General features: G+C 52.8%; 17 protein-coding genes and 5 pseudogenes. 12 read left to right on the plus strand and 10 right to left on the minus strand.

Features of this window, described 5'->3' with window-relative positions; translation table 11 throughout:
* Positions 1-147: 147 nt before the first annotated feature.
* The 5 genes from OA238_RS24150 to OA238_RS24170 are packed head-to-tail and all read right to left on the minus strand — an operon-like array spanning position 148 to position 4671.
* Entirely contained in the window at positions 148-1527 is a 1380-nt protein-coding gene (locus OA238_RS24150; RefSeq protein ID WP_051076581.1) for an aminotransferase, read from the minus strand.
* 37 nt (positions 1528-1564) lie between these two features.
* On the minus strand, positions 1565-1912 hold the full coding sequence (locus tag OA238_RS24155; RefSeq protein ID WP_044038739.1) for a cupin domain-containing protein: 348 nt from the start codon (positions 1910-1912) through the stop codon (positions 1565-1567).
* A 4-nt stretch (positions 1913-1916) separates the two neighbouring features.
* Positions 1917-3206: a flavin monoamine oxidase family protein gene (locus OA238_RS24160; RefSeq protein ID WP_015497221.1), complete on the minus strand. Its 1290-nt coding sequence runs from the start codon at positions 3204-3206 to the stop codon at positions 1917-1919.
* Complete coding sequence (locus OA238_RS24165; protein WP_245581387.1) at positions 3206-3469, minus strand: hypothetical protein; 264 nt, start codon at positions 3467-3469, stop codon at positions 3206-3208. The genes OA238_RS24160 and OA238_RS24165 overlap by 1 nt, the downstream gene beginning before the upstream one ends.
* On the minus strand, positions 3466-4671 hold the full coding sequence (locus OA238_RS24170; protein WP_015497222.1) for an aromatic ring-hydroxylating oxygenase subunit alpha: 1206 nt from the start codon (positions 4669-4671) through the stop codon (positions 3466-3468). Before OA238_RS24170 ends, OA238_RS24165 begins: the two co-directional genes overlap by 4 nt.
* A 422-nt stretch (positions 4672-5093) precedes the next feature.
* Here OA238_RS24170 and OA238_RS24175 point away from each other — a divergent pair, with 422 nt between their 5' ends.
* The 6 genes and pseudogenes from OA238_RS24175 to OA238_RS32155 all read left to right on the plus strand — a co-directional run.
* The gene (locus OA238_RS24175) at positions 5094-6203 is read left to right on the plus strand and encodes an extracellular solute-binding protein (protein WP_015497223.1); all 1110 of its coding nucleotides are present in this window, start codon (positions 5094-5096) and stop codon (positions 6201-6203) included.
* A gap of 72 nt (positions 6204-6275) precedes the next feature.
* Positions 6276-7430, plus strand: coding sequence for an ABC transporter ATP-binding protein (locus OA238_RS24180; RefSeq protein WP_015497224.1), 1155 nt, complete (start codon positions 6276-6278; stop codon positions 7428-7430).
* A complete protein-coding gene (locus tag OA238_RS24185; RefSeq protein ID WP_015497225.1) occupies positions 7427-8389 on the plus strand; it encodes an ABC transporter permease subunit in 963 nt (320 codons plus the stop codon). The genes OA238_RS24180 and OA238_RS24185 overlap by 4 nt, the downstream gene beginning before the upstream one ends.
* Before the next feature lie 3 nt (positions 8390-8392).
* Positions 8393-9235 carry an ABC transporter permease subunit gene (locus tag OA238_RS24190; RefSeq protein ID WP_015497226.1) on the plus strand — a complete coding sequence of 281 codons (843 nt, stop codon included), beginning with the start codon at positions 8393-8395 and terminating at the stop codon, positions 9233-9235.
* 4 nt (positions 9236-9239) lie between these two features.
* A complete protein-coding gene (locus tag OA238_RS24195; RefSeq protein WP_144055975.1) occupies positions 9240-9893 on the plus strand; it encodes a TetR family transcriptional regulator C-terminal domain-containing protein in 654 nt (217 codons plus the stop codon).
* A 182-nt stretch (positions 9894-10075) separates the two neighbouring features.
* Positions 10076-10234: pseudogene (locus OA238_RS32155) on the plus strand (ISL3 family transposase); the annotation flags it as partial.
* A gap of 26 nt (positions 10235-10260) precedes the next feature.
* On the opposite strand, the gene tnpA reads toward OA238_RS32155, so the two are convergent.
* A complete protein-coding gene (gene tnpA, locus OA238_RS24200) occupies positions 10261-10680 on the minus strand; it encodes an IS200/IS605 family transposase (RefSeq protein WP_015497069.1) in 420 nt (139 codons plus the stop codon).
* A 124-nt stretch (positions 10681-10804) separates the two neighbouring features.
* Between tnpA and OA238_RS24205 the strand changes: the two are divergent.
* Positions 10805-11863 (plus strand): annotated as a pseudogene (locus OA238_RS24205) (ISL3 family transposase); the annotation flags it as partial.
* 78 nt (positions 11864-11941) lie between these two features.
* Here the strand turns inward: OA238_RS24205 and OA238_RS24210 are convergent.
* The 3 genes from OA238_RS24210 to cysQ all read right to left on the minus strand — a co-directional run bounded on the left by OA238_RS24210 (position 11942) and on the right by cysQ (position 14664).
* Complete coding sequence (locus OA238_RS24210; protein ID WP_015494757.1) at positions 11942-12964, minus strand: IS30 family transposase; 1023 nt, start codon at positions 12962-12964, stop codon at positions 11942-11944.
* A 102-nt stretch (positions 12965-13066) separates the two neighbouring features.
* Positions 13067-13867, minus strand: coding sequence for a 3-deoxy-manno-octulosonate cytidylyltransferase (locus tag OA238_RS24215; RefSeq protein WP_015497229.1), 801 nt, complete (start codon positions 13865-13867; stop codon positions 13067-13069).
* On the minus strand, positions 13867-14664 hold the full coding sequence (gene cysQ / locus OA238_RS24220) for a 3'(2'),5'-bisphosphate nucleotidase CysQ (RefSeq protein WP_015497230.1): 798 nt from the start codon (positions 14662-14664) through the stop codon (positions 13867-13869). Before cysQ ends, OA238_RS24215 begins: the two co-directional genes overlap by 1 nt.
* Positions 14665-14811: 147 nt before the next feature.
* Between cysQ and OA238_RS24225 the strand changes: the two genes are divergently transcribed.
* From OA238_RS24225 to OA238_RS24245, 4 genes and pseudogenes are all read left to right on the plus strand, one after another.
* Positions 14812-15633, plus strand: coding sequence for an ABC transporter permease (locus OA238_RS24225; RefSeq protein ID WP_015497231.1), 822 nt, complete (start codon positions 14812-14814; stop codon positions 15631-15633).
* Between the two features lie 26 nt (positions 15634-15659).
* Complete coding sequence (locus tag OA238_RS29365; RefSeq protein WP_015497232.1) at positions 15660-16226, plus strand: COG3650 family protein; 567 nt, start codon at positions 15660-15662, stop codon at positions 16224-16226.
* Positions 16227-16392: 166 nt separating this feature from the next.
* Positions 16393-17419, plus strand: a pseudogene (locus tag OA238_RS24235) (IS110 family RNA-guided transposase); the annotation flags it as partial.
* Between the two features lie 76 nt (positions 17420-17495).
* Positions 17496-17948: pseudogene (locus tag OA238_RS24245) on the plus strand (IS5 family transposase); the annotation flags it as partial.
* Positions 17949-17984: 36 nt separating this feature from the next.
* On the opposite strand, the gene OA238_RS24250 reads toward OA238_RS24245, so the two are convergent.
* Complete coding sequence (locus tag OA238_RS24250; RefSeq protein WP_015497233.1) at positions 17985-19052, minus strand: IS630 family transposase; 1068 nt, start codon at positions 19050-19052, stop codon at positions 17985-17987.
* An 85-nt stretch (positions 19053-19137) separates the two neighbouring features.
* Here OA238_RS24250 and OA238_RS30845 point away from each other — a divergent pair.
* A pseudogene (locus tag OA238_RS30845) lies at positions 19138-19602 on the plus strand (transposase); the annotation flags it as partial.
* Positions 19603-19678: the final 76 nt, after the last annotated feature.

Below are 19678 nucleotides of genomic sequence, written 5' to 3' on the forward strand. Positions count from 1 at the left end.
CACGTTGACTTCAGTTATCTCGGACGGGTGCCACTAGAACTCATTGCAACTCAAGTGGGGCTTGTAGCAACACACCGTAAAGGCGCGCCGCGAACCGCCGCGGTGTCTTCATTGTGGCAAACAAAGAAACGCCCATAAGCGCTGACGTCAGACACCCTTGACGCTGTCAACTTTTCGGATTGCTTGACCCAAAATATCGAACATTTGATTGATTTGATCTTCTGAAATAACCAACGGTGGCGACATCACGCACATGTTTATGATTGGACGTAGCACAAGACCTAGCTCTTGGCATTCCATATCAATCAATGCACCGAGCGCGTAGTCGTTTTCCAACGTGCTGTTCTTATCGCCTTTATATGAACACTGCACACACCCCATTAGGCCCATTCCGCGTGCATCGACAACCAAAGGCAGGTCTGAAAGCCCGCGCAGGCGCTCCTGAAACAGTGGAGCCACGCCACGAACGTGTTCAAGCAGTCCTTCACGTTCTATGATCTGCATGCTTGCTAGTCCTGCAGCTGCACTGACTGGGTGGCCGGAGTACGTGTAGCCGTTCGAAAACGTGGCACCCTGCCCGTCTGCACCCGTGATGTCCTCCATCAATCGATCCGAAAAAATTGCGGCCCCCATCGGCGAATAACCGGACGTTAAACCCTTGGCACAGATGATAATGTCGGGTTGGATGTCGAAGACGTCTTTGGATGCAAACCAATGCCCCAAACGCCCAAAGGCTGTGACCACCTCGTCAGAAATATAAAGCACATCGTGCTTGTGGCAAACGTCAATGCAGCGTTTGTGATAGCCCACAGGTGGCACAATAACCCCCCCTGACGCGAGCACTGGTTCAGCAATAAAGGCGGCGACGTTTTCGGCACCAAGTGTTAGGATCGCGTTTTCAAGATCCGCTACTTTTTCGTCCAAGAAGTCTGCAACACTTTGATCTGGCTTGCGCACGAGCGGGTTCACATCTGGTAGGAAGTGCGCCAACTCGTTGGGCTTATCGAGCCACAGACGGTCCCGTTCTTTGCCGCTGACGGCGGCGGCAAAGTAGGTACTCCCGTGATATGCTTTTTGCCTTGAAATAATCTTCTTTTTCTCGGGCTTGCCCAAAAGATTGTTGCGAAAATGAACAAAGCGCAAAGCAGTATCAACAGCTGTTGATCCCCCAGTCGTAAAGAACACATGGTTCAAATCGCCCGGTGCGCGTTTAGCGACTTCGCGCGCGAAACGGGTCGCGACGGAATTGGTGTTATTGAACGGTGAAAAATAGGCCAATTTGCGCGCCTGATCAGCCATCGCATCAGCGATCTCATGACGCCCATACCCAACCTGAACGCACCACATGCCTGCCGGCCCGTCGATCAGCTGTTTGCCGGCTTCATCGGTGACATAGACACCATTGCTTGCCTCGATAAAGACACGATCATTTTGACCAAGATAATCCATACCTTCCCAGGGATGCATGAAGTGATCATTGTCCCAATTCCTGTTGCTGGTATTGTCCAATTTAATCTCCAATGTCATTCAGTCAGAGTGGTCAGGTATTTGTGGATCAGCTCTCTTAGGCTTCCAGATAAACGACGATCAGGCATCCATTTGGTGAATACGATGTGTGTTCCGTGCCTTTGCGCAACCACACAAGATCGCCCGCCCCGTACCGTGTGACGTCATGGTCTATAATGTCGCCTTCAATGATATAGAATTCTTCGTCGCTGGCATGTTGGTGCGCAACGGTCGTTTCACCCGCCGCCATCCGGTAAATATGAAAGCCCGTGCCGAGCGGTTTGTCGTCATTGAGCTGAAGGACTGATCCGTCTTCAACCCCGTCACTGATCAACGTCACGAATTTGCCGTTGCGTATATTAGACACACGGCGATCTTCTGGTTTTATGTCGGCAAGGTTTGGCATGTTTTCATCCACAATCATGTTGAGGTGCGTTCCTGGCTTTTGCAGCGAACTGCGTTTGGATAGATAGGATCTGATCGGCTGCGCGTTTCCCACTCTGATAGGCACCGTGCACTGTTGAATAGGTGTGGGTCATCGTCGCCTCACCCGCAAAAAACACACGGCCCGCAAGCGGTTCAGCTAGGGTTTTGCGAGCGCCTGCCCCACCCAGTGTCGCATAGCTATAGGACCCGATGGTATTCGGGTTGCTGCGCCATGCGGTCTCATCTGTGCATAGGATATGCTTTTCCACGCTGTTGCCGAACGTTTCGCGCAATCCCGCAAGGCAATAGTCCGTCGCAGCGCCCGCGCCTTGTCGTTCCAAAGCATCCGCGAACCGTCCGGCGACAAAGCCAACTGCAAGGTTGGTGTCAAACAGGCCAAACAGCAGTGAGCAAAATTCGTCCTTGCTGGTATGATAATCGGCCGTTTGGCCTTGGACTGCGCCCCGCCACTCGGGGTCAAATTCTATGCACACTTTATTTAGCAATCCATTGGGCAGTTGTTCAAGCGCCGCACGTTTCGAGGCGGGCAAAGCTGGCACAAATTCAATTACCCCTGCACCAAGCACACCAGTTGAAACGGTCAGGATTAGATGATCGGCCTGCAGCGTGCCCTGCGGTGTCGTCACTTTGACCCCGACGCCCGAATAATCAATGCGTGTCACTGGGCAGTTGAGCTGAACAGGCACATCTTTATGCAGACGTTTTATGAACGCGCCAAGACCCCCCTCGACCATCCAGTCACCCTTTGCCTGAGCATAGTTCGAACTGTCTTTGGCTGATGTCACGTCAGCGTCCCCGGCCAACATTTGCGATATGGAATGCATTGCCGTTTGCGCCCATCGCCCTGTGGGCATTGCGGATTGCGTTGTTAAATCACCCGCCTGCGCGCCCGCCGCATTGATTGCTAGCCACAACTCGTCTTGGTAATTCTGATATGCCTGAACCTGATCCTCGGGCAGAGTGTGGCCAAGCGCGTGAACCCATGCCCATGACCAAGGTTTTTTATGCAGCTGTGTTTCCGTCTGTTCCGCCTGCCGCGCAAGGGGATTGATCGGAGCAGAATGAAGCCATGATCCCCCACGATCAAACGGCGCAGAAAACGTGGTCGTGTCCGTCACACATCGACCACCGATGTAATCTGCTGCTTCTAAAACAACCGTTTCAAATCCCGCTTGGCGCAAGGATTGGGCCGCCGACAGGCCTGCGGCACCAGCCCCGATAACGATCACATCTAGATTTGCTGGTAGCACCATTATCCACGTCGCCCCGTATGACGGGTCTTGGTGAACGGCGGCAGTTCAACGCCCTCAAATTTGGCAAGGTCGATAGGGTCTTCGCAGTCAAACTTACTGCACATCCGATAGATTTCGAGCATTGGCGCGGGCATCATATCCAAGCTGTAAAAATACATGGCGGCTGCATAGCGCACTGAACCTGAACCGGCAGCACCGACATTTGCGAATAGAAAACCGCTCTGCCGGTCCAACTCAGATTGATAGACCGAAACAGCCATCATTTGTGCGCCGCGTCCCGCAGTGTCGCATTTACGGATGATACATCTTCGTCGCTCGGGGCTTCGTCCAAATTGTAGATCGGCAGGATGGCGCGTAAATGGTCGTGGTGGCTGCGCACGCCGTATTCCAGATCGGACAAATAAAAGCCCTCGAACGAGTTAGATGCCATCGACTCGTTTGACCAAATCGTAAGTTGGATGTCTTCAGCCACGGTTTCGCGATCAATGCGCGCCGCAAGATAGCGCGCAAGGCGTTGCTGGCGATCTTCATTCGGGATGCGATATGTCGCGCTGCGCAGTTTTGTCTTTCCAGTCGAAAGCGGAAATTCTTGGTAAAACAACATGGACTCAGGCGTTACTGCAATCACGGCATTTGGAAATATCCCGTAATAAAGCCACGTTTTGTGCAGATGCTCCGGTAAATATGGCTGCGGTTTCGTCAGTTTCTTGTAATTGCGAACCGCCCATCTGCGCCCTTTCGTCGGCGTGAACTGCCCGTCAGAACGCGACACCCCGTCGACAAAAGGCTCGTCCGCATAGGTGAAACCATACAAGTCCTGCAGACCGGGATGCGCCATTGCAACGTGATAGCCTTCGTTATCAACGTCGCGCACGGACTTCCAGTTCACCGGCGTTTCTTCAGTCCAAATGCCGTCCGTCGGAACATGGTCCGCCATATTATAGGCGCCCGCTTCTTCCTCGATCGGGGCCAATAGCTCCGCGACTGACGGCTGCGGGCCGGACTTGAAACGCAAGAAGACAAATCCATTCCAGATCTCCATATCAATCGCGCGCAGTCCAAATTCATCTTTGTCGAGGTCAGGAAATGTTTCAGGACGCGCGGCACCGCGAAGGGTTCCGTCAAGATTGTAGACCCAGCCATGAAACGGGCAGATCAGCGCGTTCGGGCACGTGCCCTGTCCCTGCGCAACAAGACGCGACCCACGATGGCGACAGATATTGTGAAAGGCGCGAACGTTATTGTCGTTGTCACGGATAATAATGGCGCGCTCTTCGCACAGATCGAACGTGACGTAGCTGCCCAGTTCAGGAATGTCCGAAATATGGCATGCGATCTGCCAGTGGGTCTTGAAAATCTCGTCCTTTTCAAGTTCCAAAAGAGAGGCGCTGTGATAGCTCCACCCCGGAAGACCACGACGGTCCCAATCCGCAGGCACGCTTACGTCTCTTACTTTTTTGTCCATCGCAACCACCGACTTTCAATTTAAATATGGGGCGTCACCCTGCCCGTCTTATCACCATCAATGCACATCTTGGGCACAATCAAAAACAAAGTAACTGTATCTGACGTCAACACGTTTTCGGCCCAGTGATCCGTAAAACAGCGACGTCGTCAAGGAATTTTGACTGAACGCCCAGTTAGAACTGCGCGCAAATCGTTCTAAGCTAGTTTGACATTTTGTGTTGCTTGACACAATTGTTTCGATCAGCCTATGTTTCTGAATGACCATTCAGATAGTTATTACAGGGAACGCGGCCCGTCAACCCACAGGAATATAAGGCGCATTTGTACAGGTGTACGCCAGTCGGCAACATCATAGGTTCGCGTTAAGGTCTGCCAGCGCAATTGGAAGTGAGACACTCAATCCGGGATAGGAAATAAGACATGAAAGCTACGAAGAGCATATTGGGATATTCAATTGCAACGGCAGTTGGCCTTGTGATTGCAGGCACTGCCCAAGCACAGGACCGCGTCCTCAATGTTACGAACTGGGGCGAATATATCGCCGAAGATACCATCGCAAACTTCGAAGCCGAATACGGTATCGAAGTCGTTTACGACCTATACGACTCTGTCGAAGCCATTGACGCAAAGTTGCTAGCCGGAAGCAGTGGATACGATGTTGTTAGCCATTCTGGGAGCAGCATGGCGCGGCTCATTCAGGCCGGTATTCTTGCACCTTTGGACATGTCAAAACTGGACAATGTGCAACACATGGACCCCGCCCTTATGGCGCAGCTTGCCGCTGATTGGGATCCTGGAAACGAACACATTATTCCATATATGTGGGGCACGCATGGCGTGACGTACAACGAAGAACTGGTACTGGAAACATATCCGGACGCGCCAATTGGTTCGTTGGACATGATCTTTGATCCGGTTCATATGGAACAACTGGCGGCATGTGGTGTGTCTTTCCTCGACTCACCAGGCGATATTATCCCGATGGCGTTGGCCTACATGGGTCTAGATCCCAACTCCAACAACCCCGACGACTATGAAGCGGTTGGCGAAATGCTTGCCGAGATTCGTCCATACGTGAAAACATTCGACAACTACGCGTATCAGCGGATGCCACAGCGTGAATTCTGTGTTTCGACGACATGGGGTCCGGATGGTCTGTTGGCGATGTCCGGCGCAGCCGAAGCCGCAACAGGTGTCGTTCTTGGTTTTTTCATGCCTGAAGGCGACGGCGCTTCCCAGTTATGGATTGACGGCTGGATGATCCCCGTGGACGCGACTAACGTTGAGGATGCGCATCTGTTCCTGAACTATATGATGCGGCCAGAAGTTGGCGCCGCTGATAGTAACTATACATGGTATGCGACCGCGAATTTGACGGCCAGACCAATGGTAGACGAAGATGTCACGTCAAGCCCCGCGGCTTTCCCTACATCCGAGCAAGTTGAGCTCATGTACACCACAGCAGTGTTGCCGCCGCGGATAGAGCGTTTGCAAACGCGGACTTGGACGAACTTCAAAGCTGGTAACTAAGCGAACTCATTGATCTGAGCGGCAGCAGTCACAAAGATTACTGCCACTCTCTCGAGACGATCTAACACCGCAATGGGGGCCAAATTGACCGAAACAAACGCCGTTTCAGATACTCCGTGGCTCAATCAGGACGGGCAACAGCCGCTCGTTAAGATCAAGGGTCTTACAAAGAAATATGGTGGATGGGCTGCTGTCGATAATATCGATTTAGATATCTATGAAGGCGAGCTTTTTTGCCTTCTTGGGGGATCAGGCTGCGGAAAGTCCACGCTGCTTCGGATGCTGGCAGGGTTCGAAACGCTAAATTCAGGCACAATCACCATCGACGGTGTGGATATGGCCGATGTGCCCGCCTACGAGCGCCCGACCAATATGATGTTCCAAAGCTACGCATTATTCCCGCACATGAGCGTTGAGAAAAACATTGCCTTTGGATTACAACAGGATCGCATGCCCAAAAGCGAAATTGGCGATCGTGTGCATGAAATCCTCAAGTTGGTTGAACTTGAAAACTTCAAAAAACGAAAACCCAAACAATTGTCAGGCGGGCAACGCCAACGGGTCGCCTTGGCGCGGGCACTGGTCAAAGAACCCAAGCTTTTGCTGTTGGACGAACCCTTGGCCGCATTAGATAAAAAACTGCGCAAGCAAACGCAGTTCGAATTGGCTAATATTCAAGATCAGGTCGGTGTGACGTTTATCGTCGTGACCCACGACCAAGAAGAAGCCATGACGCTGGCGACACGAATGGCCGTGATGGATGCAGGTCGTTTCAAACAAGTCGGCACCCCGACCGAGATTTATGAATTCCCCAACTCGAGGTTTGTGGCGGACTTCATCGGGTCCGCAAACATATTCGAGGGCCGTGTCACCGAAAACGGCGCCGATCATGTCCGTGTAAAAAGCGAAATCGGAGAGGTCTTCGTAGACCACGGGCAATCGGTAAAAGTAGGCAGCAAAATCTGGGTTGCAGTGCGCCCCGAGAAAATCCACATCGTCAAAACAGAAGACCCCGTCAGCGGCCCGAACCAAGTCAGCGGCAAAGTTGACGACATCGGATACCTTGGTGAAACGTCCATCTATAAAGTCAAACTGCCCAGCGGCCAGATCGTCGACGTCACCGCAACGAACCAGACGCGCCCCATGAACCGGACACACCGCATCACATGGGAAGACAAGGTTAACATCAGTTGGGAGCCATCAAGCGCGATGCTGTTGACCTCATGACCGACGCCAAAGCCCAGAAGCCCACCATAGCCGCAGCGCCACGCAAAACGGTCTTTCAAAGGTTCATGCGACGGGTGCAAAACAATTTTCGGCTGATCATTATCGCCGTCCCGCTTGTGTGGTTGGTGCTGTTCTTTCTCGCGCCGTTCTTCATCGTTGCAAAGATCAGTCTCGCGGAACTCGCCATCGCCAGCCCACCCTTCACACCTATGATCGAATGGCTTGACGGCGGGGTTGTGACGATCCGCCTCGTCTTTGATAATTTCGCCTACATACTCAACGACAGTCTGTATTTTGATACTTACGTGAATTCATTGAAAATCTCGGTGACGTCGACGATCATTTGCCTGCTGTTGGGATATCCGATTGCCTATGCGATTGTACGATCCGGTCCGGTGGCGAAACCGCTGCTGCTTTTCGCGATTATTCTGCCGTTCTGGACCTCGTTTTTGCTGCGGGTCTATGCTTGGATGGGGTTGCTAGCGGATCAAGGAACAATCAATAACCTTATGTTAAGGTTAGGACTTATAGATGAACCAATCCGGATGCTTTATACTGAATTTGCGGTCTACGTCGGCATTGTTTACACCTATATGCCGTTCATGATCCTGCCTCTCTATGCGAATATGGAAAAGCTTGATGGCAGCCTGAACGAAGCCGCGGCTGACCTTGGATCACGCCCCACCAATACATTCTTCAGGGTCACACTGCCGTTAACCATGCCAGGCATCATTGCGGGTTCTTTGTTGGTCTTCATCCCCGCGACTGGTGAATACGTAATTCCCGACCTGCTTGGCGGTGGAAATGTTCAGATGATCGGCCGCGTGTTGTTCAACGAATTTTCGAGCAACAGTGATTGGCCCGTTGCGGCCGCTGTCGCCATCGTTTTGCTGTTTCTGCTCGTTATCCCAATCATCATCTTTCAGTATTACCAAGGCAAAGCATCGCAGGACCCATAGATCATGTATAGCCGCCGCTCCCGTTTTCTAACCATCATGCTTATCCTCGGGTTGGCGTTCTTTTACATCCCGATGATCATGGTGGTCATCTATTCCTTCAACGATTCCAAGCTAGTGCCAGTCTGGGGTGGTTGGTCCGTGCGCTGGTATCAGGTGCTTTTTGAATCTGAAGAAGTCTGGAGCGCAGTTGCCCTCAGCCTTAAGATTGCATTCATCAACGCAACCTGTGCGACCATTCTTGGGACCATGGCAGGGCTAGCGATGGTTCGTTTTGGCCGATTTAAGGGGCGGACATTGTTCGGCGGGATGCTTGTCGCGCCATTGGTTATGCCCGAAGTCATAACCGGCCTTTCGCTGCTCGTGATGTTCATCGCGCTCAACCAGCTCTTTGGATGGCCAGGTGAACGTGGATTCACGACCATAACCATCGCACATATTACATTTTCCTTGGCCTATGTTGCGGTGACGATCCAAGCCCGATTAACGGGAATGGGGGAAACGTTGGAAGAGGCCGCAGCGGATCTGGGCGCAAAGCCGTTCAAGGTTCTAACAGCGATAACACTGCCCCGCCTGACACCAGCGCTTGTCTCGGGTTGGCTGCTGGCTTTCACTCTTTCGCTTGATGATTTGGTCATTGCCAGTTTTGTAACGGGTCCGGGAGCAAACACCTTGCCGATCCTGATCTTTTCACGCATTAGGACAGGCCTTAGACCCGACATCAATGCACTGGCGACGATCATAATTCTTGCCGTTGCGATCTGCATTTCGATCGCGGCTATTTTGATGTTCCGACAGCAACGGGCCGATATGCTGGATCAGCAGATGGCCGCACGAGAGGACACCTAGGGTGGTGAAAACAATCAAAGACACCGCAACACGAAAGCGCACCGCACCGCGCGAGGTTCGCCGACGACAGCTCATCATGGCCGCGATGGATTCCATATCTAAGCGTGGGTTTTCGGACACAACGCTGCGGCATGTGACGGAAAAAGCAGAACTTTCGCACGGGGTGGTCAACTACCACTTTGACAGTAAAGAAGCGCTTTACGACGCGACTTTGGGTTTTTTGGCGCAAGAACACTACGACATGTGGACCCAGTATTACGACAAGGCCGGGCCAACGGCGGCGGAGAAGTTGTCAGCAATCATTTGTGCGGATTTTGACAAGAAGACCTGCACCAAAAAAAGACTGGCTGTCTGGTTTGCGTTCTGGGGTCAGGCAAAGTACCGGCCCAACTATTTGAAAATTCACAATAAGCACGACAACGAGCGATACGAACGGATAATCAAGATTTGCCAAGAGATCATTGTTGATGGTGACTACGACAATCTACAAGCAGACCGTTTAGCACGCACGATTGAATCCCTAACGGACGGGTCTTGGCTGTGCCTGATGCTGTATCCGGATGTCGCGGACCGCGTTGAATACCGTGAAGATTGCCTACTGACGTTGGCGCAGTTTTTCCCCAAACACTTCCCGATTGATGGGCCGACCCACCCTTAGCCAGACTGGTCCAGCCCTGCTGCGATGGCTTTGTGATCGGTCATCGGTAGTTCCTTATCGCGCGTTGATTTGCGCGTAGTATTTTTTGGCTCTTCTCCGCTTTGTTGAGTAAGAAAAGATGCCGACCATCAAGTTACCTATTGATATGTTAGGTTTCTGACAACTTTACATAGGGCAGGTATATGACCATCGACATCTCGCAACATATTTTACGCCTGAAGGGGCAACGTGTAGATGAAATTGAGCTGGCTGAAGACGGTGCGAAGGTTATTGTTCAGTGCAGTCGGGATGCCCGCAGGAGCGCTATAGACCCTGCAACCGGCAAGAAGGGTAGCATCAACTAACATATTCGCCGACAACTGAACGACTACCGGCTGGCGCCGGTAGGTTCCCTTTTTGAATGTAATTCAAGATACTGAAGTATGACAGCGTCAGTGACATTGCCGCTGGTTGTTGAGAAAAATCCGCGAGCCCAAAACCGCTGGCCCCAGTACCGTTTGCGCAGTTCGGGAAACTCGCGCTGTATCTTATAAGACAAGCGTCCCTTGATCCGCATCATCACCTTTGACAAAGCTATCTGAGGCGGGACCGATATGAACATGTGGACGTGATCGGTCGACAATACGCCCGTCTCAATATGCACGCCAAGTTCTTGGCATGTTTGGATAATGGTTTCACGGATACGCTCACGCATTTCACCGCGCATAACTTTGTATCGGTATTTTGTTGTCCAGACGACGTGAAATCGGTGATAAAATTTGGTATGGCTTCCTGTGGAATAGATCATAATCTTCCCTCTCATTTTTAAGACCCTTACCGCTTCGCGGGGTCTTAAAAATGAGAAGGAAGATTATAGTACATTACGCTGAAGCGGACCGGCTGGAAGCCGGTGGCTTTAATCCCGTTTGTGGAAAGTAAACGACATCCCGTTTTTTGGGTATCCTTGTGTGATTGAGATTGAGCTAGCGCAGGTTTTTATTAGCAAGGGTGAGCGCCGCATTGAGGCGTGTCCTTTTGTTGATAAAGGGTGCCGTTTCACCCATCGATTTTGCCATCTTATCAGTGGATTGTGCCGTCATTTATCCATTCTGGCTGTCTCCAGGCATTTAGGTATACGATGGGAGACGGTAAAGAATATCGACAAGGCATACCTGATGGAAACGCTCCCTGCGCTTGATCCCACACAGCTTGCTGGCTTGGAATACATTGGTGTCGATGAAGTGGCCCGGGCGAAAGGTCATGACTATATGACGGTGGTCTACGATATGGTCGGAGGGCATCTGATCTGGGTGGAAGCCGGTCGAACTGCCGAAGTTTTTTCAAGGTTTTTGAAACAGCTGCGGCCAGATACAGCCCATAAAATAAAGGCCGTGTCGATGGATATGGGGCCTGCCTACCAAAAGGCTGTCAGGGAGTCCTTGCCGATGGCCGACATCGTATTTGACCGTTTCCACGTCATGAAAAACTACAGCAAGGCTATCCATAATCAGCGTCGCCTTGAGTTCAGGAAGGCCGATCCAAGTGGTAAAGAGTTGATGAAGGGCACGCATTATCTGTTGCTCAAAAATGCGGATAAGTTGAATGAAAAACAAAGTAACAAGCTGCAAACGTTGCTGGAGAGCAATAGCAACCTGAATACGCTTTACGTCTTAAAAGAACAGCTTCAGGCTCTGTGGAGCGCCCCATCATTTGAGGGGATGTCAGAGCAACTGGAAAATTGGTGCCTGATCGCAGATCAGTCACACATGCTCTATCTGAAAAAGTTCGCAAAATCCCTAAGAAAACATTGTGTGGGCATATGCAACTACGCGAAACACAAGCTGACAAGCGCCAGGATAGAGGCTGGTAATGTCAGTATAGGAATGATCCGCAAACGAGCCAGGGGCATCAGGGATACCGAATACTTCAAACTCAAAATTAGACAATCATCCATCCCAGATAATCAATCTATGTTCTATTTGAAATCCTAGAATAACTCAACAAAGCGGAGAAGAGCCTCCATCTCACTAAGAACATATTACCAATAATGTTGGCAACAAAGCTTGGATTCAAACATCAAGTGCAACGGTTGATTTGAAGGCCGCGATTTCGTCGGCCATGGCTTCAGCGGGTGTTCTCCAACCGAGAGTTTTTCTCGGACGGTTGTTCATCAGGTTTGCAACGTCGTTCAGCCATGTTTGGCTTGCACCGTTCAGGTCAGTTCCTTTGGGCATGTACTGACGCAGCAGTCCGTTGGTGTTCTCGTTGCTGCCACGCTGCCAAGGCGCATGCGGATCGCAGAACCAGATATCGATCTTCAACCGTCTGGCGAGTTCGGGGTGGCAGGCCATTTCGGAGCCGCGGTCGTAGGTCATGCTCTTGCGCAAAGCAGCGGGTAGTCGTCTCATCTGGCGGGTGAAGCTGTCGAGCGCGGCCTCGGCCCCATTGCCGTCCATTTTGCAAAGAATGACAAAGCGTGTCTTGCGCTCGACCAAGGTCCCCACTGACGAGCGATTGAATGCGCCCTTGATGAGGTCGCCCTCCCAATGGCCTGGTACCAGTCGCGCTTCGATCTCTTCAGGGCGATTGATAATGCGCAATGATTCCGGGACCATAGCACTGCCCGCCGCTGTCCTGCGCTTGAGCCCACGCTTAGGCTTCGCTTGACGCAACGCCTCGATCATCGCCGCCTTCAGCCCACCACGTGGCTGCGCGTAAATCGCGGCATAGATGGTCTCATGGCTCACATGGGCGGATGGATCATCAGGCTTCATGAGACGCAGTCTCTGCGCAATCTGCTCAGGCGACCAGTGCAGATGTACGAGCTTGCCATGAACAAAACGATAAAGATCGCTCCCCTCCACAAGCTTGCGCTCGCGGCGGCAGCGCGCACGCCGGGCATCATAGGCCTGCCGCGCCGCTTGCGGGCAATAGCTGCCGTCTTCCTGCCGACCTCGCGCCAGCTCACGGCAGATCGTGCTCGCCGGGCGATGCAAAAGCTGGCCGATCAACCGCTGACTGCTGCCCCTATTATGCTCGGCTAATATCACGCCACGGTCCTCGCTGCTGAGGTGCTTGCTTCGTATGTCCATCACAACATCCTATGCCCAAAGGGCTCTGAGTGTTGCATTTGAAACTTGAGCCTAAGAAGTGACCAAGCTTAGTGCAAAGCGGGGAAACTCAGCTCTTTTTAGTCAGAAGTGGCCCATCTCTGCAAGCATAGCTTCAATTTTAGGGACGTCTTGTGGGTTATTCAGCTCCCAAAACTGGCGACCTCGGGCTTCAACCTCAACACACAGCATATGCGCGCCGCGTTCCAAAAACCGCAGCTGCTCGAGACCCTCTAGGTGTTCCAGCGGACCCGACGCCCAGCGTGGATAGGCGGCCAGTGCGGACGGGCGGTAGGCATAAACCCCTACATGATGGAAGACTGGGGTTTCGTCCGCATCGTCAAATTCTTGACCCGTGTAAGGAATGACTTCTTTTGAGAAGAACAGCGCGTTGTGGTCGGCTCCGAACACCGCCGTGGTGCCGCCAACACGTCCCTGACGGCGATCGTTCAGGAGACCATTCAGCGCGCGACCATCACAGCGCAGCACAGGGGTTGCGACTTCGGCCACCGGATGCGCGGACAGGCCAGCCACAAGGTCTTCGATAAACCAAGCGGGCGTCAGCGGTGCATCGCCTTGCAGGTTCACAACGATATCGTATCCGCCGCCCAATTTGTCCAAAGCTTCCGCGCAACGCTCGGTGCCGTTTTGGCAGTCTGCCGATGTCATCACGACTTCAGCACCAAACGCTTCTGCCGCGGATTTAATCCGGTCATCATCTGTCGCGACAGCGACACGGTCCACGCCCGTAACGCCCTGCGCTGCATCCCATGATCGCTGGATCAGGCTTCGAGCTTCACCCGTAGCGCCGCGCAGTTCAACCAACGGCTTTCCCGGATAACGTGTCGAAGCATAGCGGGCGGGAATGACGACAAGGACCTTCATTACGGAAGCTTCAGATCAATACCGGGCGCGTAGGCGATAAAGAACGGGTTGGCGAAACCTTCTTTGCCATACGTCAGCGGCGTGTGGTCATCGAACCGCACGACATGACCGCCCGCACCGGACAAGACCGCGTGACCAGCGGCTGTGTCCCACTCCATCGTCCGACCGACACGTGGGTACAGGTCCGCCTCGCCAGTCGCGACCAGACAGAATTTCAACGAAGACCCTGCACTTTTCATATCATTTACGGCGTATTTGTTGATGTAATCGTCCGTCGCCTGATCGCGGTGCGATTTAGATGCGACGACCATCAAGCCCGTTTTGTCTGGCGCGGAAACAGAGATCGGGACTGTTGTTCCGACCGTATTCTTGTCCAGTTCACCAACTTCTTCAACCGAATCGCCGGTCGCGTTGGTATAAAACAATCGCCCCTTGGCAGGTGCGTAGACAACACCACGAAGCGGCACCCCGTCGTGAACATAGGCGATGTTCACGGTAAAATCGCCACGACGGTGGATGAATTCTTTGGTGCCATCCAGCGGATCAACGATCAAAAACGTGTTGGCCGTCACGCTGTGACTTTCGGCCTGTTCTTCAGTCACAAGCGCTACATCAGGAAACGCCGCCCGCAATCCAGCAGAAATATGCGCGTCGGCCGCTTCGTCGGCCGCCGTGACCGGGCTGTCGTCACTTTTTGAACGCACGTCAAAATCATCAGAGTTGTAGATATCCATGATGATATCGCCTGCTTCCAGCGAAAGTTTCCGAATCACTTCCGTCAACTTGTCGAAATCCATCACACATCTCCTACATAATACTTGTTCACGGGTGTTTGCATTGATCCGTGAAATTTGACCCCTTATGGTGCCATGATACAGGATCATCAAGAATTTCATGCCAAATGAGGCATTCAACCGCATAAGACGAAAACTGGCAGGCCATTAATGTTCCAAGTACAGCGCTCCAAGACACGTTCGCGTTCAGCGTTCAGCATGTTAGAATTAATCTATCATTCCATTGTTCGTGAAATCCGCAAAGACCACCGGAATGCGGTCGTCGGAATGATTATGAACATGATGCAAACGATCTTTTTTGTGACCGCGTTCTATTTTATGTTCTCCATTCTGGGTCTGAAAGGCTCAGCGATCCGTGGCGACTTCCTGCTTTATATCATGTCGGGAGTATTCTTGTTCATCACCCACACCAAGGCGATGGGCGCAGTGCTCGGTGCCGAAGGTCCGGCGTCCGCAATGATGAAACACGCGCCGATGAACACGATTGTCTCGATTACATCGTCTGCCATTGCATCGCTTTATATCCAAGTGCTTTCGATGTGCTTTGTTCTCTATCTTTACCACGTGATTTTTGGTCCAATCACGATTGTTGATCCCATCGGCGCCATGGGGACTGTGCTGCTTGCGTGGTTTTCAGGCGTGGCGGTTGGCATGATCATTTTATCCATCAAGCCATGGTTTCCCGGTTTCGTATCAATTGCTTCGTCAATCTATGCCCGTGCCAACATGATTGCGTCCGGCAAAATGTTCGTTGCGAACTCGCTGCCTGGTTTCATACTGCCAGTTTTTAATTGTAACCCGCTGTTTCACAGCATCGACCAAGCACGCGGTTACGTTTTTATCAACTACAATCCACATTACACCTCGATCAGCTACCCGTTAAAAGTGTCTCTTATTTTGATCATGGTAGGCCTTATGCTGGAATTTTACACCCGCAAGAACGCGTCTGTCAGTTGGGATGCCGCAAGGTAAAATGTCTCGTCACAGCATTTTTCTTCATGCTATTCGGGACGCTTGCGAGTGCACAGTCCTTGCCGGAACGCTACATGGTCGCAGATGTGGCCAGTGACGATGTCCTGAACATTCGCGCCGAACCAGCCGCGTCGTCAGAAATCATTGGTGAACTTGGACCCGACACCCTGAATGTAGAAGTGCTGCGCACGTTGGATGGCTGGGGCTATGTCGGGGCCGGTGAACGATCTGGTTGGGTTTCGATGCGGTTCCTCGCGCCTAATCCGCCGCCTGAAAACAAAGTCCCACGCCCCATGTCATGTTCCGGTACCGAACCGTTCTGGGATGTCTCTTTTTATCCGCGTGGCGCTGAATACAACGCTATGGGCGAAGCCGGACGCGACCTGACAATCTTTCGCGAAGGCTTAGCGGGCAACGGTTACATTGTTGAGGCCCATGAAGGTCCGTCATTGACCCGCACCATCATCATCAATGCACTGCCTTGCAGGGACGGGATGTCAGACCGAAACTTCGGCATGTCGATGTCCATGTTCACCCAAGCACCTGATGGAAATGACCTGCGGACCGGTTGCTGCACGATGCATATAAACTAACGCCGCGTGTCGTCTGCCTAGCTATAGCCATAAATTTTGCTTGGATATCAACGATAGACGACATCTCGCTCTTATGGCCTAAATGGGCTTTGATGATGTAACCGCCGCCCGACGGCATCGATGCGCCAAGATGGGTCTGCAATGATCCACAAAAAGGAGAGCGGTCATGTCAGATATTACCACAGTCGGTCACGATTTGGCGAAGAATGTATTCCAAGTACATGGAGCTGATGGCGCAGGCCAAGCGGTTCTGCGCAAGAAGTTACGTCGAACGCAGGTCTTGGCGTTTTTCGGCCAACTTCCGCGATGCGTGGTTGCGATGGAAGCGTGCGGCGGCGCGCATTTCTGGGGCCGGTGAGATTGATAAGCTGGGCCACGAAGTGCGCCTAATCCCGCCCGCTTACGTCAAACCCTTCGTTAAACGCCAAAAGAATGATGCCGCTGATGCTGAAGCGATTTGCCAAGCAGCGGTACGCCCATCGATGCGCTTCGTGCCGGTGAAGAGCGAAGATGTGCAGGCTACAGTCATGGTCTTCCGGGCCCGGGAGCTGCTGATCCGTCAGCGCACACAAACCATCAATGCGCTTCTCGGCCACCTGACGGAGTTTGGAGAGGTGGTTCCCCTGGGCGCAGCGAACGCAGCGCGTCTGATTGTGATCATAGAGGATCCGGCAAGTTGCTTGCCGGAGGAAGCTCGGGCAACATTGCTGGTTCTGATCGAGACGAAGACCCGCCTCGACGGCCAGATGGCCAAGCTCAACGCAGAGATCAGTCGGCGTGCCAAAGAGAATGAGGTGGCGTGCAGGCTGATGACGATCCCGGGAATTGGGCCGTTGATCGCCACGGCTCTGGTTGCCCTCGCGCCGCCCCCTGAGACCTTCCGCAGAGGGCGCGATTTTGCAGCGTCGTGCTGCAAGCACACCTCTGGCGTGACGCTCGGGCTTGTGCCGCGACAACACTCGACTGGCGGCAAGCAGAGGCTCGGGGCGACGACGACCCTTTCGGGACATTGCGTGCCGCAATGCCCTGCCCGGCAGTGAATGGGAGAGCGGTCTTTGCGGCGACGGCTGATTATTGGCGCCAACAGTGTCATTATAAAGCGGCATGTCCATCCAATGGCCAGATCGGGCACTTGGCTGGGAGGGATGCTTTTGCGCAAGCCACCGATGCTTGTGCGGGTGGCACTGGCGAACACCCCTCTCACAGGCGTTGTTGCAGGGACCCCAGCGGGTCTGCTAGACACCTAGCTTGCCAACGACTTGGATATTCATGATGCCGCACAAATTCAACGCTTCCCGCCGCCACAAGTTTGAAAAGAAACGACAGAAGGTCACCAACTGGCGAGTGTACAATGAAGGCCTGCGTCAGCGCGGTGATGTGACAATTTGGTTGAGCCCTGAGGTTGCAGATAAGTGGCTTGCCGATAAACGTCAGACGCCAGGCGGCCAACCCACATACTCTGATATGGCCATATCAGTATGCCTGACGCTAGGTATGGCTTTCAAACAACCTTTGCGGCAGACGCAAGGATTGGTCGGTAGTTTGGCGCGGCTTATGGGACTGGATGTTTCCGTTCCGGATTTCTCGACCCTCTCGCGGAGAGGTGCGGGGCTCAGCATGCCAGAAAAATCTAAAGCCCAAAGGGCTGGCCCAATCGAATTAGTTGTGGATAGTACGGGTCTGAAGATATTTGGTGAAGGCGAATGGCTGGAGAAAAAGCATATACTCCCGCGCCTGAATTGACCTGAGGTTTTCCCCTCAAATCACTTTGTATTCCTTGAGCGATATGACGCGGAAGTTGTCGGTGACGGTGTCGCGGAACTCTGGCCATTTTTCTGGCAGGGTCTTGCGGAAGAAGTCGAAAATGGCCTCTGTGAATTGGTTGAACGTTGCATAGTGCCGATTGTGGGTGACCCATTTGTGAATAACACCCCAAAGACGCTCGATCGGGTTGAGGTGCGGGGCATATGCTGGCAAGAAATGCAACTTCACCCGACGTTCTGGGCTGTCCAGCCATGGCTGTAGTATCTTGGCATGATGATAGCGGGCATTGTCGACAAAGACGTGGATGGCCGTCTTGGTTTGGTTGTTGCGTTCCAACTTTTCCAGCATCTGTCGGGTTGTCTGGGCATTGATCTTCTCGCCTTCCACAAAGGTGAACTGGAAAGTCTCAAGTTCAAGCGCGCCCTGAATGTTGAGCCGCTTGCGCCCTGATGTCGCCTTCAGGGCCGTCTTTTGTCCCTTGGGGAACCAACCATGGGCGGGGCGGCTCTGGTGTTCGGGGTGGACAGCGTCCGAAAAGACAACCATCTCATCTGCGGTCAACCCGTTCATCAGGGCCTCATATTTGGCAATAAACGCAGCCTGCTTGGCTTCATCGGCCTGTGCAGGCAGCAATTGTGGTTTCTTATACGCGAACCCCAGGCGGCGCATCAGCTTGGCGGCTCCCGACGTGCTGTAGTTTTGGTCGCACTCGGCTAGAACATAGGCACAGACCTCATCGGCATTGCGGGCAGGCTGCGCGGTGAAATGGGCTCTCACCGCCTGCTCTTGCACGACGGACAAATGACCCTGACGCTGGCTGTAGTCCTTCAGACCGAAAAACGATAGTCCCGCACCGGCAAAGGCTAATCGCCACTCCGTCAAAACTGTCGGGCCAATATCCAAAATCCGGCAAACCGTTCCGGCGTCTTCTCCTGCGTCCAAAAGAAGAAACGCGCGCGCCCGTTTCCAAACAAGGGCGTCAACTTTGCGGCGGCGGCAAAGCGCTTCAAGTGCTATGCGCTGCTCGTCGGATAAGGAGACTGTTTTGTATTGCTTGCTCATAAACTCAAAATACAGACTGAACCGCCTTTGGCCATGCGACGAAGTGAATCGCAGGCCCAAAATCGTCAGGTCAATTCAGGCGCAGGAGTATAAAACAAAGGCCAAACGTAAGTCGTGGCGCAAGCTGCACCTTGGACTGGATCTCACAACTGGAGATATCGTTTGCTCCGATTTGACAAAAGACGACGTAGGCGACTCAACTGCTTTGCCCGAACTTCTCGATTAGATTGACGCTCCTGTTAGCCGCTTTTTGGCGGATGGCGCCTATGATGGCGATCCTACCAGCGATCTGCTTGTGGACCGTTTTGGTGAAGCTATAGAGATTGTAATTCCGCCTCCGATCACGGCCGTTCTCAGCCTCGATGCTGCCCGTGATCCAACGCCCCGAGATAAACACATCGCGGAGATTCGAGACAAAGGGCGCCTGGCATGGCAAGTTAGCAGCGGCTACAATCACCGGAGCCGCGGCGAAGCACAAATAGGCCGCTGGAAGATGGTCATCGGCCCCAAACTGAAAGCTCGGAACTTTCCAAACCAAAAAACTGAAGTGGAAGGCGTTTCAGGCGATGCGTCAACGCCCGAACCCGTAATTTTTAGACCAAGTCTAGCCAAGTCAGTCTGAATGA

The organism is Octadecabacter arcticus 238 (assembly GCF_000155735.2).
GTDB classification, from domain to species: Bacteria; Pseudomonadota; Alphaproteobacteria; order Rhodobacterales; family Rhodobacteraceae; genus Octadecabacter; species Octadecabacter arcticus.